The sequence below is a fragment of the Desulfitibacter sp. BRH_c19 genome (assembly GCA_001515945.1).
GTDB lineage: Bacteria > Bacillota > DSM-16504 > Desulfitibacterales > Desulfitibacteraceae > Desulfitibacter.
In genome coordinates, this window is the sequence record LOER01000023.1 from 25,928 (window position 1) to 42,255 (window position 16,328).

General features: G+C 36.5%; 15 protein-coding genes. All 15 read right to left on the reverse strand.

The window, feature by feature from the left end; all coding sequences use genetic code 11:
• Window positions 1–199: 199 nt before the first annotated feature.
• Complete coding sequence (locus APF76_12935) at window positions 200–1,060, reverse strand: hypothetical protein (GenBank protein ID KUO51556.1); 861 nt, start codon at window positions 1,058–1,060, stop codon at window positions 200–202.
• 12 nt (window positions 1,061–1,072) lie between these two features.
• A complete protein-coding gene (locus tag APF76_12940; protein KUO51557.1) occupies window positions 1,073–1,750 on the reverse strand; it encodes a hypothetical protein in 678 nt (225 codons plus the stop codon).
• Between the two features lie 135 nt (window positions 1,751–1,885).
• Window positions 1,886–3,031 (reverse strand): rod shape-determining protein RodA, encoded by a 1,146-nt coding sequence (locus APF76_12945; GenBank protein KUO51558.1) that lies wholly within the window; start codon window positions 3,029–3,031, stop codon window positions 1,886–1,888.
• Window positions 3,032–3,138: 107 nt separating this feature from the next.
• Window positions 3,139–3,402, reverse strand: a complete 264-nt coding sequence (locus APF76_12950) for a cell division topological specificity factor (GenBank protein ID KUO51559.1) — start codon at window positions 3,400–3,402, stop codon at window positions 3,139–3,141.
• A 27-nt stretch (window positions 3,403–3,429) separates the two neighbouring features.
• On the reverse strand, window positions 3,430–4,221 hold the full coding sequence (locus APF76_12955) for a septum site-determining protein MinD (GenBank protein ID KUO51560.1): 792 nt from the start codon (window positions 4,219–4,221) through the stop codon (window positions 3,430–3,432).
• Between the two features lie 30 nt (window positions 4,222–4,251).
• Window positions 4,252–4,653 (reverse strand): septum site-determining protein MinC, encoded by a 402-nt coding sequence (locus tag APF76_12960; GenBank protein ID KUO51666.1) that lies wholly within the window; start codon window positions 4,651–4,653, stop codon window positions 4,252–4,254.
• A gap of 238 nt (window positions 4,654–4,891) precedes the next feature.
• On the reverse strand, window positions 4,892–6,961 hold the full coding sequence (locus APF76_12965; protein KUO51561.1) for a hypothetical protein: 2,070 nt from the start codon (window positions 6,959–6,961) through the stop codon (window positions 4,892–4,894).
• 6 nt (window positions 6,962–6,967) lie between these two features.
• Window positions 6,968–7,471: a hypothetical protein gene (locus APF76_12970; protein KUO51562.1), complete on the reverse strand. Its 504-nt coding sequence runs from the start codon at window positions 7,469–7,471 to the stop codon at window positions 6,968–6,970.
• Window positions 7,471–8,343 carry a hypothetical protein gene (locus tag APF76_12975; GenBank protein KUO51563.1) on the reverse strand — a complete coding sequence of 291 codons (873 nt, stop codon included), beginning with the start codon at window positions 8,341–8,343 and terminating at the stop codon, window positions 7,471–7,473. Before APF76_12975 ends, APF76_12970 begins: the two co-directional genes overlap by 1 nt.
• Window positions 8,344–8,361: 18 nt before the next feature.
• Window positions 8,362–9,408, reverse strand: coding sequence for a rod shape-determining protein MreB (locus APF76_12980; GenBank protein ID KUO51564.1), 1,047 nt, complete (start codon window positions 9,406–9,408; stop codon window positions 8,362–8,364).
• A 95-nt stretch (window positions 9,409–9,503) separates the two neighbouring features.
• Entirely contained in the window at window positions 9,504–10,163 is a 660-nt protein-coding gene (locus APF76_12985) for a hypothetical protein (GenBank protein ID KUO51667.1), read from the reverse strand.
• A 592-nt stretch (window positions 10,164–10,755) separates the two neighbouring features.
• On the reverse strand, window positions 10,756–11,343 hold the full coding sequence (locus APF76_12990) for a hypothetical protein (GenBank protein ID KUO51565.1): 588 nt from the start codon (window positions 11,341–11,343) through the stop codon (window positions 10,756–10,758).
• A 112-nt stretch (window positions 11,344–11,455) separates the two neighbouring features.
• Window positions 11,456–12,085 carry a redox-sensing transcriptional repressor rex gene (locus APF76_12995; GenBank protein ID KUO51566.1) on the reverse strand — a complete coding sequence of 210 codons (630 nt, stop codon included), beginning with the start codon at window positions 12,083–12,085 and terminating at the stop codon, window positions 11,456–11,458.
• Window positions 12,086–12,176: 91 nt separating this feature from the next.
• Window positions 12,177–13,484, reverse strand: coding sequence for a bifunctional folylpolyglutamate synthase/dihydrofolate synthase (locus APF76_13000; protein KUO51567.1), 1,308 nt, complete (start codon window positions 13,482–13,484; stop codon window positions 12,177–12,179).
• Window positions 13,485–13,500: 16 nt separating this feature from the next.
• Window positions 13,501–16,146, reverse strand: a complete 2,646-nt coding sequence (locus APF76_13005; GenBank protein ID KUO51568.1) for a valine--tRNA ligase — start codon at window positions 16,144–16,146, stop codon at window positions 13,501–13,503.
• Window positions 16,147–16,328 lie beyond the last annotated feature (182 nt).

Consider the following 16,328-nt stretch of genomic DNA (forward strand, 5'->3'; position numbering starts at 1 on the left):
TAACCCTCCTACCTTGTTGAGATCAGAAGACAGAATACAGAATTCAGAAGATGGGGTCAAGCTCTTATTCTGACTCCTGGATACTGACTACTATATTCTAGCTAACTTGACAGTCATGTATAGTATTATATTATTCTACAAAAAATAACCCCTTAGCAAGTCTACTAAAAGGCTATTCGTCACACTATCCTTATTTCCTTTAAATTCTTCCAATAGATATATCATCACCCTTTTTAAAATATTCCTCAATTAGTCTTTCTTCTGAGATTGTGCTTACTATTTCCCCTGCTTGGTTAAATACAAAAAAGAGATGATAGTTATTTGGGACAAGATGAGGTAATACCTCCTTGAGGGGTGTATTTTCTCTTACATAATACGTCTTTAATTGTTGTATGTTTTCTTTTAAGATAATTTCTTTCTTATTAAGTAAATATCTAATGAAATGAAAAGATGCTGTTTTGTCCTGCTCACGCGCTGCATAAAATAAAAAACCAGCCATTGTAACTGCATTTAAATCCCATAGTCTCAAATATAATCCACTAACTGATATTAAAAGCAAAAGAACAGCAAGCAGCTTTCCCTGTTGAGCAGCTTTTTTAGTAGCATCAAAGATTCCTACTTTCTTGGAATACCAAGCTCTAAATATTCTCCCCCCATCTAGGGGTAATACTGGTATGAGATTAAACAATCCCATTATAATATTTAGTCTTATAAAAAATTGCAGCCAGTACTCTGAATTTAGATAATACTGGGCTGCCAAAGCTAAGCCTGCCATAAAAAAGTTACTCAATGGACCAACTAAAGCTATTCTAACCTCTTCATTGGAATCAACTTCCAAAAAATCCAGTTTTGCAACTCCCCCAAATGGAAAAAGTTTTATCTCCTCAATGTTTACCTTATATCCCCTAGCAAGCATAGTGTGTGCTAATTCGTGGATGAAGACTACTAAAAATATGATAAGTGCTTGGGGAAGTACATTTGCAAAGCCATAGAAAACCATCATAAGTAAGAATAACTTATCTACTTTGACATCAATCTCATGATATTTAAATAGTCTCACTTATAAACGCTCCTAAGGTGCTTCATTTAAAAAGTTTAGATATTGAAATGGATCTACTGGTTGATCCCCTTCCTTTATCTCAAAATGAAGCTGACCTTTGTCTGAGACACTAATTCCTGCTTTAGCAATTATCTGCCCTTGGGTAATTACGTCTCCTTCTTGTACAAGTACTTCACTACAATTAGCATAAACTGTGATAAGCCCACTCCTATGCTCTAACTCTACAAACCTTCCCAACGCATCATTTATATCGACATTAATAACTTGGCCATCGAGTGCTGATCTAACGGGCGTCCCTACATCGGTCTCTATATCTATCCCTGAATGGAATAGCTTCTGGGGGTTTCCTGAAATTTCAATCCATCCAAATTCTCTGATAACTGTTCCTGAAACAGGTAGTGTTAAATAGAGGTCATCATCCTTGGGGGCTACTACTTCAAATGCACCCTTATCTATGCTATCCATCCATAAACCTGTTGCTACCATTGTTTCAATGGCTGGTCCCCAATCACTATCATAGGATGTCAAGTAATGGGAAGCCTGCATATGAAATTTTCGGGAAAAAACTCCGTCAAAACTCAAAATTCCTATACAAATAGCTAGTATTGCTGTAGCGGCTAATAGTTGTCTTACAATTGCTCTTGCAAAAATTCCAGGAGTATCACTCCTATTCATACCCCAATTATCCATTGGCAATGTTCCCTCCTCGGACAGGCAAGTTCACTAGTAAATATATTCATATTTTCAAGGAATATGCTTGCGCAGAATAAAAAAAATGCAATCTTTTAAACGATTGCATTCCTAAAATCTCTTTCAAGACCACTTTTAAAATATGATCTTTTTACGCCGTATGTTCACATTCAGAACAATTCCCAGCCCTATTAGATTTGCAAGCATGGAACTTCCTCCATAACTAAAAAGTGGCAAAGGTAAACCTGTTATGGGCATAATTCCTATTGCCATACCCACATTTACGAAAACATGAAAAACTAGCATGGATGTGATTCCTGCAACCATTAATACTCCAAACATATCCTTGGCATTGGCCATAATATCAATGCTCCTATATACTAGGAAAAAGTACAATGCAAGTATTATCACCGCACCAATAAAACCAAGTTCCTCTCCAACAACAGAGAAAATAAAATCTGTATGATGTTCTGGAAGAAAGTTTAACTGTACCTGGGACCCCTGGAATAAACCTTTACCTGTCAAGCCCCCAGATCCAACAGCCACTTGGGATTGGATTAGCTGGTAGCCTGCTCCCCTGCCTCCCATTCCATCTTCGTAGGGATTTAGAAATACCACCAGACGCATCAACTGGTAATCTTTTAAAGGTACCCAAGTTCCCCATTTTAAGTTAGAATATATAAGCCCTATGCCTCCTAGTAGACCGGTTGATATCAGTCCAACTAAAAGTTTTGGGTTTGCACCAGCTATGAACATCATCCCAATGAATATAGCAACGAAAACTAAAGACGTTCCTAAATCCGGCTGCATTAATACCAATAACATGGGTATTGCAACAAAGACCAAGCATGGAATAAGTTGCTTAAGTGTTTCAAGTTTACCTTGTCTCTTAGCAAGAAAATCTGCAAAGGTAATTATAACTAGTATCTTAGCAAATTCTGATGCTTGAAATGCAAATGGTCCCATTGTAATCCACCTTTGAGCACCTTTTGCACTATGACCTAAAGGACTAAGCACTAAAAGCAAGATTATAATATTAAGCGCATATAAATACTTTGAGTACTTTTGAAACTGCTTATAATCAAATGATAATATAAACGTTATTGCTACAAGTCCAATAGCAATAAATATTAATTGTCTTTTTACAAAAAAGAACGGATTGCTAGTATTGATAGCTGAAGCACTAGGCATTACTGTAATACTTAGTCCCAATATTCCTATTAGGGCTAAAACAAACATATAATCAATATTTTTAAGCATCTTTTTTTCTGGTAAATTCATATCTTATTCCCCCATGCTTGTAATTATAACACATGGATAGGACTTTTTAGTAATAGAAAAACTGGAATAAAAAATCCCCGTCAATGACAGGGATAGATTAATAAAATTTACATTTGTCTAACTTTTAAAATAGGAATATTTGCAATGAGAGCTACGGAATCATCTTCATTACTAAGGCTTACATCAAGATTATTTTCGTCAATTTCCATGTATTTGGAAATGCAAGCAATTAAATCACCCTTTAATGCCTCTATGACGTGCGGTGGAATGCTCGTCCTATCATGGAGTAACACCAAGCGCAACCTTTCTTTAGCAATTGTTTTACTTGTGGGAGAACCAATCCCTAATATACGTTGTAATAACTGTAGCATAGCCAACGCCCCCTTTTACGTGTTGTATTAAAATCCAATTAGTTTACGAAGTTTCTTCATAATCCCTACATTTGTATCTAACTTCATCAAGGGAACATTCTCACCAGTTATTCTTAATGATACATTTCTATAAGCTTGTCCGGCTATTGAATCCTTATCTAGAACAGCAGGTTCTCCTTTATTAGTTGAAACAACTATAAAGTCATCTTCTGGTACAACACCTAGCAATTCAATTGCTAATATTTCAATCATGTCATCAATATCCATCATATCACCCATTTTTACCATGTGAGGGCGAATCCGATTAATAATTAATTTAGGACTTCTTAGATCATTTGCCTCTAACAAACCTACTATTCTATCAGCATCCCTTACAGCAGATACTTCAGGAGTTGTAACGACAATTGCCCTATCTGCACCTGCAATGGCATTTTTGAAGCCACCTTCAATTCCAGCTGGACAGTCAATTAAAACATAGTCATATTCTTCCTTGAGTGCCTTACATAATACTACCATTTGCTCTTGTGTTACTGAAGTTTTGTCCCTGGTTTGGGAAGCTGGTAGTAAGAATAATTCCTCAAAACGTTTATCCTTAATCATAGCTTGTTTTAATCTGCAGTTCTCATGTACAACATCAACAATGTCGTATACAATTCTGTTTTCCAAACCCATCACAACATCAAGGTTACGCAATCCGATATCTGTATCAACCATTACAACTTTATAACCAAGTGAAGCTAGACCTGTCCCAATGTTGGCTGTTGTAGTAGTTTTGCCCACTCCTCCTTTGCCAGATGTAATTACTATAACTTCTCCCATAATATTTCCCCCTTAAGATAGTAGATTCAGTTAACAAAAATTCAGGTAACGCTCACCCATTGACTGCAATTTTTCTATAACTACTACTCCATTTTTTATCCTGGCAACCTCAGGTTGCTGTGGTTGCCATGTTTCCCCGTCAGGTGCCCGGGTAATATGATTGGCTATCCTTAGTTGGGTAGGTTCCAATCTAAAAGCTGCTACTACTGTTGATTGGTTTCCAAGAGCACCAGCATGGGCAATTCCCCTCAGGCATCCTAGGACCATAATGTTTCCTCCGGCAATAATTTCGGCTCCAGGGTTTACATCGCCTAATATCACAATGTGACCTGAATAATGCACGGTCTGCCCGGAACGAATAGTTCTCTGCACCAGGATTGTCTCGTTGTCAGGAATTTTACAATTACAAGTTGCTTCGACCAGTTCTGTCATCCCCTGTTTTACATAATTTACTTTTCTGTCTGACATAAAATTCACCAGCTTCCCCAACAAGAGGCAAGAATGCAAGATGTAAGAGGCAGGATTAATGCTCTCTTATTGCTTCATGCTTCTTGAATGGACTAAGTTAACTTTCTACGAATAAACACCAATTCCTGCAAGACAAGAAAAAAACAAGGACAAAAATTCCTTGTTTTTACATCAATTTATGACATCAGGAAAAACAAACAGCCTATTCTGTCGAATTCATTAGTATTTCTTCCTCATCTAAAACTGTTTTATTTAAACCAAAATACTCTTCAAATATAGCTTTTGCAACTACACCAGCACTACCTCCACCAGTTTTGCCATACTCAATTACGCCAGCAAAGGCTATTTGGGGATCCTCTACCGGAGCAAAAGCAACAAATACACCATGGAAATCTTTACTCTTGTCATCCCCTACGAGTCCTGTCTGGGCAGTTCCAGTTTTAGCAGCTACCCCGACTTCAGGTGGAAATTCGCTAAATAAATAGTATGATGTTCCGCCAGGGCTAGTAACATCATGCATTCCTTTGGTAACTTGTTTCAATGTTTCTGGAGAAACGTCCACTACCCCAGCTATCTCTGGAAGATAATCCATTACAACTTCACCCTGCGGAGAGGTTATCTTATCTATAAGATATGGAACATACCTAGTTCCACCATTTGCAATAGTAGCAGTATAATTTGCAAGCTGTAAGATTGTATAATTATTTGATCCCTGTCCAATTGATGTATTATAAGTATCGTATGGATGCCAGTTGGTTTCAAAGTTATAATCAATTTTGTATTGTGCCTCTAGATTAGCAAGTTCTCCATCCTTTTGTCTATCTAATTCTTGAAACTCCTCAAATGTGTGAGCCTCTCCCCTTAAGGTTTGGTATTTTTTTTCAATATTATCTCTTCTAGTTTCGTATTTTCTTTTTACTAAAATATCACTTAAAGTCCTCTTCCATTCAGGTGTTGGTAAATTTCCAACCTCCTCACCGAGGATATCTGGAGAACCAGTTTTAGTTCCCAAACCAAATTGCTGGCCAACGTCTACAATATTATCAATGCCAGTTAAATACGCAGCGTTTTGCACATAGGTATTACAGGAAACTGCCAGTGCCCTATGAAAATTAACCACCCCATGAACATCGTGACATTTTATATAAGGTGGTCGCCAATAGGCACCAGTACATATAACAGTATCAGTTAGGTTAACAGATTTATTTTCATAGGCTGCCATTAATGTGATCATTTTAAAAGTAGAACCAGGAGGATAAGTGCCACGAACTGCTCTATTGAATTCTGGCTTTAAAACTGGGTCATTATAATAATCTTTTTTTTCCGTAAAAGTACCATCAACAAAGTCATTGGGATTCATGTCTGGTTTGCTAGAAATTGCGAGAATAGCACCGGTTTTTACATCTATTACAACAGCCCCTCCAGCACCACCCTTGGGATTTTCATCTTGTACTCTTTCAATTACCTCATCCATAGAATTTTCCATTACTCTTTGTAGCTCAGAATCAATTGTAAGAAGCACGTTGTTTCCCGGGGTTGATGGAATACTAACTAGCTCTCTTATGGGCCTAGCACTAGCATTTACCTCCACTTGATGGACTCCTTTTTTCCCTCTTAAACCTGCATTTACACCATCTATTTCTCTTATTTCTGCAACCTTTTCTATTCCGGTCTTGCCGATCTTATCATTTAGCCCATATTGATGCTCTGTGAATGTCTCTAGTTCTCTTTCGCTGATTTGTCCCACGTAACCTAAAATATGCCCTGCTAAACTACCATATGGATAGAACCTTTGGGGTACTTCTTCTATTACGACCCCTGGTAAATCACTCCTTCTTTCTTCTAAACGAGAAATAATCTCAATCCCTTCCTCATCCCATGGTAACGTAACTATTTGTACAGGTTCAAATTTTCTAGTATTCTCGCCCAATTTTTCATGGATGATATCTGCATTAATCTCTACATCGTCTAATATCTCAACTAAATTATCTATTACCTCTTGCAACGTATTTGCATCGGCCAGATAGGAAATGGAAATATTAAACGCAGGCATACTTGTAGCGAGGACTTTACCATCAGCACTAACTGCATCCCCCCGTCTTGCTTCCTTGGAAATAATTCTAATACGATTTTCTTCGGATTGAGTCTTAAATTCATGAGCATTAACAACCTGCAATTGAAATAGTCTTCCAACCAGAACAAGAAATATCAAAGCGGTTATATATAAAAAAATAGTTAGTTTTTTTTGTAGTATTTTACGAGAAAGGGTCATTTGTCCCTACCTCCTCAATTTTTTAACAAACCGCTCCATGCTAATTTTGTAATACCTGCCATATAAAAAAGGTGCTAAACAAGCATTATAAATTGATTGCAGTATTACTACTCTCAAATAGGCATTATACTCAAAAAATGAATACATACCAACAATAAATCCTATTAAATAGCTTATAGCGCCAAACACAAATGTTCCAACTAACAAAACTATTACTGGCACTAAAATATGGTCCTTAAACAGCTTTGGTTCTAAAAAACCGATAAGTAAACCCATTAAACCCTTAGTAATAGCGTTAAAACCTATGAATCTTCCTACAAGTAAATCTTCTACTAAACCATAAACAAAACCCAAAACTCCTGCTTTTTTCCCATAAAGTAGTCCATACAAGACTACAATAATCAACAGCAGATCAGGCTTTACACCGGCTACTGCTAAATAATTAAATGCTGTTGCCTGTAGAACCAAACTGGAAACCAGCAAAAAACCCATCAAAAACCAGTGCTTCACTACTCTTCACCCTCTCCCAATTCAAGTTCTTCTGGGAGTTCTTTAACTTGCATAACAACCATTACTTCCTCTAATTTTCCAAATTCCACATATGGAATTATCATTGCTTGTTTTACAAGGCCATTAGGAGCCATTACTACTTCTGTAACATAACCTATTTTTAAGCCTTTTGGAAAAATCTCTCCTAAGCCTGAGGTTATTAAAATATCCCCCACATCAATTGGTGCATCATGACTTATATGGATCATCTGTAGAGGATACTCTTCTGTAGTTGTAGCCTCAACTACACCAAGCGTTCTATTTTGCTGTACCATTGCCCCTACAGCACTATCTCTATCTAGCAAGAGCATTATTTCAGCAGTATTTCTTGAAGTAGCTACAACTCTGCCAACTAATCCTTGGTGATTAATTACAGGCATATTCATCCTTATGCCATGATTTTCACCTTTATTTACTACTATTGTATCAAACCAGTTTCCTAAATTTCTACCGATAACCTTCGCCGCAAGGAGTTCCAGTTGATCTTCATTAGAATCTCTGAGCCCAAGCAGCTGGTTCAGCCTCTTGTTTTCTAGACGATACTCTTCCATTGTGCTATTTTGCAAGACTAAGCCTCTTACTTGTTCTTTTAAGTCGTTGTTTTCTTCTAAAAGCTCATTATACAAAGTTATACTGTTCCCTATATTTACTACTGTTCTTGAAACTTGCATAACCCCGCTATACAGCGGGGCTATAGTATCACGTATAATAATTTCCAGTTGGGACAACTGTGTTCTGTTAGTTGTTGAAGTAAATCTAATACCAGCTAAAAGTATAATTACTATCAAAACACTCACAATTATACTTTTTTTTCTGGAAATCTTGCGTGCCATTTATATACACCTACATCTCTAACCCAATTTTCTATTGGGTATTAATACCCTCTTAAGCATTTCGATATTTTCTAAAACACTTCCTGTTCCATTGGCAACAGCTAATAATGGATCCTCTGCTATATGAACAGGTATACCTGTTTCATGGCTAATAAGTGTATCTAAACCCCAAAGCAACGAACCGCCTCCTGCCATTACAATTCCCCTATCCATGATGTCTGACGCAAGTTCTGGAGGAGTTTTTTCTAAACAAACTTTAATTGCCTCTATGATAGCCGTTACTGGTTCATTTAAAGCCTCTTTAATCTCTTTTGAAGTAATTTCAATAGTTTTTGGTAAACCAGCAACTAAGTCCCTACCCCTTACGGGAACTACTACTTTAGCCTTTTCATCACCATTACCTACAGGGAAATAAGCTGCTCCAATTTGGATTTTTAACTCTTCTGCTGTTCTTTCACCAATCATAAGATTATATTTTCTTTTAATATGTTGAACTATTGCTTCATCCATTTCATCTCCACCTATACGGATTGATCTGGATGTTACTATTCCACCCAATGATATAATTGCTACTTCTGTAGTACCTCCACCAATATCTACAACCATGTTTCCAGTAGGTTCATGTACTGGTAAGCCAGCCCCAATAGCAGCAGCCATTGGCTCCTCTATTAGATAAACCTCCTTGGCTCCTGCTTGCATGGCAGCTTCTCTTACTGCTCTTTCTTCAACAGCTGTAATACCTGAAGGGATACAAACAACTACCCTAGGTCTAACTATTGTACTTTTGTTTTTTCGATTCAATGCCTTGTTAATAAAGTAGCGCAACATGGCTGATGTTATATCAAAATCAGCTATTACTCCATCCTTCATTGGTCTAATGGCAATTATATTGCCCGGAGTTCTACCAATCATTTTTTTTGCTTCTTCACCAACTGCTAAAACTGCCCCATTTTCTCTCTGAATAGCAACAACAGAAGGTTCAGTACATATAATTCCCTTTCCACGTAAGTGAACCAAAGTATTAGCCGTTCCTAAGTCAATTCCTAAGTCTTTTGCAAAAAACATTTATGTTACTCCTCTCCAAGTTAGCTCTCTAATTTGTTACCTACATATAATTATATTATAGCATTGAAACTGCTATCAAGGGGAAAGATTTGGGACTACCCAATTACACAAAGCTCTTTTAAGCTTTTATATCTACCTTCCCCAATAATAATATGATCAAGAACTTCTATTCCCAATATTTCCCCAGCTTTTACAAGCCTGTTGGTTACCTGTATATCTTCTTTACTTGGTTCAGGATCACCACTAGGATGGTTATGAATTAATATTACAGAAGCCGCACTTTTTTCAACAGCTCTTTTAAAAACCTCTCTTGGGTGTACAATTGAACTATTTAGACTTCCTATTGACACTTCTTCTATTCCAATAACATGGTTTTTTGTACTTAAGGTAATAACCTTAAAATGTTCTTTGTCCAAAAACTGCATTTCCATTACAAGATCAACCACATCTAATGGGCTAGTTATTTTCGGTTTAACTACGCCTACTTCCTTATATATCCTATGTCCTAGTTCAATTGCTGCTTTTATTTGTGCAACTTTTGCTAGTCCAACTCCTTGAAAGCTACTAAGTTCTTCTACTGAAATATTTGCTAGACCCTTTAGACCATTACAATGATGTAATATTTTATTAGCAATGTCAATAGCAGTTTCTTTCCTATTGCCTATCCTCAATAAAATTGCCAGAAGCTCCCCCGAGCTTAAAGCTGCAGGTCCCTTTTGTAGCAAACGTTCTCTAGGTCGAATATCCTCCGGCATTTCTTTTACCGTCAAACGATATTCCTCACTCACTAAATATCTACCCCCAAATACTTTTTCAATAAACAGGATTCTTGACTTCAGGTGGAGTTTCCCACAGGATTAGTTCAACTACAGTTCAGGAAAAAGCATCTGAACTAAGTTTCACTGAATTACTCCATCTGAAGGTTATAGAGCGAAACTTCATTTAATCAGCAGATTAAATGTTTAGCTGAGCTAATCCTTTAGGGGAAACCGTTATCCAGGGACATAGCACCGCTTATCTCCCACTTATAGAAGATGGGAGTCTTAGCGGTGATAGTCATCGGATAAAGCATATTCCCTTTTTTTTGAAAATCTATCGATATTTGTGTTTTTTCGACCTATAATAACAATAACATTTTAATATTATAATTTCTACTTTTATTATGGTCTTTATAATTTATCTTTAGATATTATGATAATTCATTTTGGAGCAAAATCCATATACTACTTTTATACGGAATAAGGTTATTAGTTTAAAGGGTTCGATTTTGGAATAAATAATCCAATAGGAAAAGGAGTGCAAAGGCACTCCCTAAAATGTTCTTGGGTATTCTTTTTGGTACAACTCTTAGACTATTTTTATACCAAAATTACTAAGCATATTAGCTAACTTAAACAACGGTAAACCAACAACATTAAAATAATCTCCATCAATTCTTTTTACAAAAATTGCTCCTTTTCCCTGTATAGCATATGAGCCCGCTTTTCCTTTCGGGGAATCAGAAGAATTGATATATCTAAGTGCTTCATCTTTATCAATGGGTCGAAATTCGACTTCGGTAACTTCGTGGTCCGATATTTCTGTTTTTGTTAGTCCATCAACAATAGCAATGCCAGAATAGACTTTGTGTTTTCTATTTTGTAAACTTAGAAGCATTGACAGAGACTCATCCTCATCTTTCGGCTTTCCAAGGATTTTATCATCTAATACTACAATGGTATCTGCACCAACAATAAGACCTTCTTGGTACTTTATAGCAACTTCTTTCGCTTTTTTTAAGGCTAACACTTCAACTACTTTAGATGGAGGTATTCCTTCTGGAACTACCTCATCTACTTTGCTAAAATCAACAATAAAATTAATATCCAAGATTTTGAGTAATTCTCTACGCCTTGGAGATGCTGAAGCTAGTATTATTTGAGGTTGTTTTTTAATATTAATAAGCTTTTCATCCTCTCTGATAATCTATGTCACCATCCTCCATTGATTGCAAAAAGATAGTCAAGAAGTCAAGAAAAAGGGGTATTCCCCTTTTTCTTATACTTTATCATTTTTGATTAATCATATTAAAAGTTAGTATTTCCAAGTTCACAGATAAATCAACATTTCTAACTATAATATCTTTTGGCACATTAAGAACCCTTGGTGCAAAGTTCAGTATTGATGTTACATTGTTTTCTATCAGATAATTTGCCACATCCTGTGCATGTTCACTTGGTACTGTAATAATGCCCATTTTAACTTTATACTCTTTTACAATTTTGGGCAACCGATCCATGGACATAATTTCTATGTTGTTTACTTTAAATCCAACTTTTTGGGGATTATCATCAAAGATGCCTACGATATCAAAACCTCTCTCCTTAAAACCAGCATAAATACCAAGGGCTGACCCTAAGTTTCCAGCTCCTATAACGATGACCTTCCATTGCTTGTTTAGTCCCAATATTTTCAAGATGTTATATTGCAAGTCCTTTACATTGTAACCAACACCTCTGGTTCCAAATTCCCCAAAATAAGCTAAATCTTTCCTGACCTGGGCTGGACTTACTCCAACACCTTGAGCAATATCCCCTGAGGAAATAGTAATGATCCCTTTCTTGTCAACCTGAAATAAAAATCTCGAGTAAACCGATAATCGACTAACCGTTGCTTCTGGTATTTTTAAAGCTTTCATTTGGCTAACGTGCCCTCCTTTAACGGTCATATTATATCCTGAACAAATCTACAACGTTATTATAACAGATTTGTGCAAAAAGGTACAAATTTTATGCATTTTCCTGCAACCACTGTCTAGCTTCACTAACCATATAGAAAGATCCAGTTATAATTATCATTTCCTTTGGTAATGAGCCTACTTTGGTTAAAGCTATTTTTAGTGCATCTCCGATATTTGGTTCTAATAAAACCTCAGAACAGTACTTTTCTGCTAGAAACTTTAATTGTTCCCAGTTCCCAGCTCTAGGACTTAAAGGTTTTGTTACAACTATTCTCCTTGCTAGAGGAGCAATTATTTGTACAACCTTTTCCCTTTCTTTATCTGCCAACATACCTATTACCAAAGTCAGTTGGTAGTCAGGAAATATATTCTCTACAGCGTCTTTCAAAGTCATGATACCATCTACATTATGAGCTACATCGATTATAATTAGAGGATCTTTTTTAAATATTTCAAGACGTGCATTCCAGACAACTTTTTGCAATCCTCTAAGTAAAGTATCTTTAGTAATTTTAGCAAAGCCCATTTCTTGTAAAAGTTCGACTGCAACTAGCACCATAGCAAGATTTTTGCCCTGATGTTCTCCTAGTAAAGGCAAATTTATCTTTGGGTAATTATCTTTTATTCCAGTAACAGTAAAAACCGAACCTTCTGGTCCTAAGGAGCTTGTTTGGTAACTAAAATCTCTTCCCAATATATATAATGGGCTTTCAAGTGAGTTACTCTTTTGTTCAATAACCTCTAATGCCTCAACCTTGTCTACTCCAGTAATGACTGGTCTATTTTCTTTAATAATCCCAGACTTTACAGTAGCAATTTCTTTAATTGAATTTCCCAAGTAATCCATATGATCCATTGCCACATTTGTTATAATAGACAAGAGTGGATTATTTACAACATTAGTAGAATCTATCTCTCCGCCTAAACCTACCTCTAATACTAATAAATCTACTGCTTCTTGTTGAAAATATTTGAAAGCCATTGCAGTATTTACTTCAAATTCAGTCGGATGCTCATAGCCTTCCTGTACCATTTTTTCTAATAAGGGTTTTATAAAGGTTATTAAAGCTGTGGCATTTTCCCGACTAATCATCTCACCATTAATCCTAAACCTTTCCCTATAGGAGTGGATGTGTGGGGATGTGAACATTCCCACATTGTAACCACTTTCAGCTAAAACTGAACTTAACATTGCAGCTGTAGATCCTTTTCCATTTGTCCCCCCTATATGAACAACCTTTAGTGTCTTTTGAGGGTTTCCAAGTAGTTCTAATAATTTTAGGATTCTGTCCAAGCCAAAATTCATGCCAAATGTAGTTAGATTTCTCAAGTAATCAAGAGCTTCCTGATAATTCATCGCGTATCATACTCTCCTATTCACGTTGAAATACTGACAGTCTTTCCACTAAGCTTTCATGTTTCGCAGTTAATTCTTTTTCCTTTTCTGTTTCCTTATTCACAACTTCTTTGGGTGCCTTTTTTAAGAATTCCTTGTTATTTAGTTTCGTGGTTACCCTATCTAGTTCTTTGGTAATATTAGCAATATCTTTTTCAAGACGCTTCACTTCAACTTCTACATCTATCAGACCTTCTAATGGAACATAAACTTCTACACCATATGCCACGACAGTAGCAGCTTTTTCAGGCTTTTCTTCCAAAGTATCTTTTATGGTGATAGGAAATGCACTAGCAAGGGTTTCTATATAAGCAAGATTGTCTTTAAGAGCTTCCTTAGCTTCAAGCGATTTTATCAAAATAATAGCCTCTGCCTTTTTGCCAGGTGGGACATTCATCTCATTTCTAATATTCCTAATCCCCCGAATTATTTCCATTAAAAGCTGCATTTTGGCTACATCAGTACTATCCTTCACATCCTTAACCTCTGGCCAAGCTGAGAGCATTATGCTTCCTTGTTTACCAGGCATATGATTCCATATCTCTTCAGTAATAAACGGCATAAATGGATGAAGCAATTGGAGTGCTCCTGTTAAAGTACTATACAAAACTTCCTGAGCCGTATTCTTGCTTTCTTCAGTAACTTTTCCAAATAATCTTGGTTTAATTAATTCTATATACCAGTCACAAAGCTCATTCCATATGAACTCATAAATGATCTTACCTGCTTCACCCAATTCATACTTCTCCATAGATTCGGTTACTTTATTTACTACTTCCTGATAACGAGTTACTATCCACCTGTCTGCAAGAGAATAATTACTAGAATTGCTAATCTGCTCTGGATCATAATCCTCCAGATTCATCAGGGCAAAGCGGGAGGCATTCCAAATCTTATTTGCAAAGTTTCGTGCTCCATCTAGTCTTTCAAACTGAAACCTTAAATCATTACCTGGAGTGTTACCAGTAATAAGCATAAATCTGAGTGTGTCAGCTCCATACTTGTCTATAACCTCTATTGGATCAATACCATTACCCAAGCTTTTACTCATTTTTCTACCTTGACCATCCAACACTAGACCATGGATAAATACATCATCAAAGGGTACACCCTCCTTAAACTCAATTCCCATAAAGAGCATTCGTGCTACCCAAAAGAAAATAATATCTCTTCCTGTTACAAGTACACTTGTAGGATAAAATTGACTTAAGTCCTCAGTATTTTCTGGCCAACCTAGTGTAGAAAAGGGCCACAATGCAGAACTAAACCATGTATCAAGAACATCAGGATCCTGGGTAAGCTTCCCAGCACAAGCATCACATTCTTTGGGTTCACTTAGACTGCAGATTTCTTTGCCGCAGTCATCACAGTACCATACTGGAATTCTATGTCCCCACCATAACTGCCTTGATATACACCAATCTCTAATATTTTCAAGCCATCCTAGATACACTTTTGTAAATCTCTCTGGTACAAATCGTACATCACCTTTTTTAGCTGCTTCCATTGCTGGCTCTGCTAGAGGCTTCATTTTTACAAACCATTGAGGGGATACAAGAGGTTCTATAATAGTATCACAGCGATAACATTGCCCTACTGCATGGTCATGTTCTTCAATATTTACCAAATAACCTTGGTTTGCAAGGTCTTCAATAATCTGTTTTCTACAATCATACCTATCCATTCCTTGATATGGTCCGGCTTCTCCTGTCATTGAAGCATCCTTGCCAATAACTACAACATGGGGTAGTTTATGTCTTACAGCCATTTCAAAGTCATTAGGATCATGTGCTGGAGTTATTTTGACAGCACCAGAACCAAACCCAGGATCTACATAGGTATCTGCAACAATTGGAATCTCCTTATTAAGAATGGGCAAAATAGCAGTCTTGCCTATATATTCTTTATACCTTTCATCATCTGGATGGACTGCTATGGCAGTATCACCTAGCATTGTCTCAGGTCTTGTTGTAGCAACCACTACATGACCATTTCCATCTTTAAATGGATACCTAATATGATAGAGCTTTCCTTTTGAGTCTTTATGCTCTACTTCAATATCTGATATGGTAGTTTTGCACTTAGGACACCAGTTTACAATGTAGTTTCCTTTATATATTAAACTTTTTTCATACAACTGAACAAAAACTTCTAAGACAGCTTTTGAACACCCCTCATCCATTGTAAATCTCTCTCGTTTCCAGTCGCAGGATGCTCCCAATAACCTTAACTGTCTTGTGATGGTATTCCCATATTCGTGTTTCCAGTCCCAAACTCTCTCTAGAAATTTCTCTCTTCCTAGTTGATACTTGGTTAGACCTTCTTTAGCAAGATGCTCTTCAACTCTAGCCTGTGTTGCAATACCTGCATGATCAGTTCCCGGTACCCAGAGAGTATTGTAACCTTGCATCCTTTTAAACCGTATTAATATGTCTTGTAATGTGTTGTCTAGAGCATGTCCCAAATGCAAAGATCCTGTAACATTTGGTGGGGGCATCACAATACAATATGGATCTTTTTCTTTTTGAGGTTCTTGATGAAAGTAACCACTTTCCTCCCAATGTTTATACCATTTTCTTTCAACCTGTTGAGGGTCGTATTTCGAATCTAAGGTTTTTTGCATTAAATTTTTCCTCCTATATTAAAAGTTACCTCAAGTTATTACTAAACGAGGATATTCAATGTGTTAACAAAAATGTCATGTTCTTTTTCCTAAATTAAATTTCAGAAATTCTATGTGGCATTACAACTAAAATCCTATGCTTTGCAAACTCGCTACGCTCAGACATGCAAATCATTACGGAT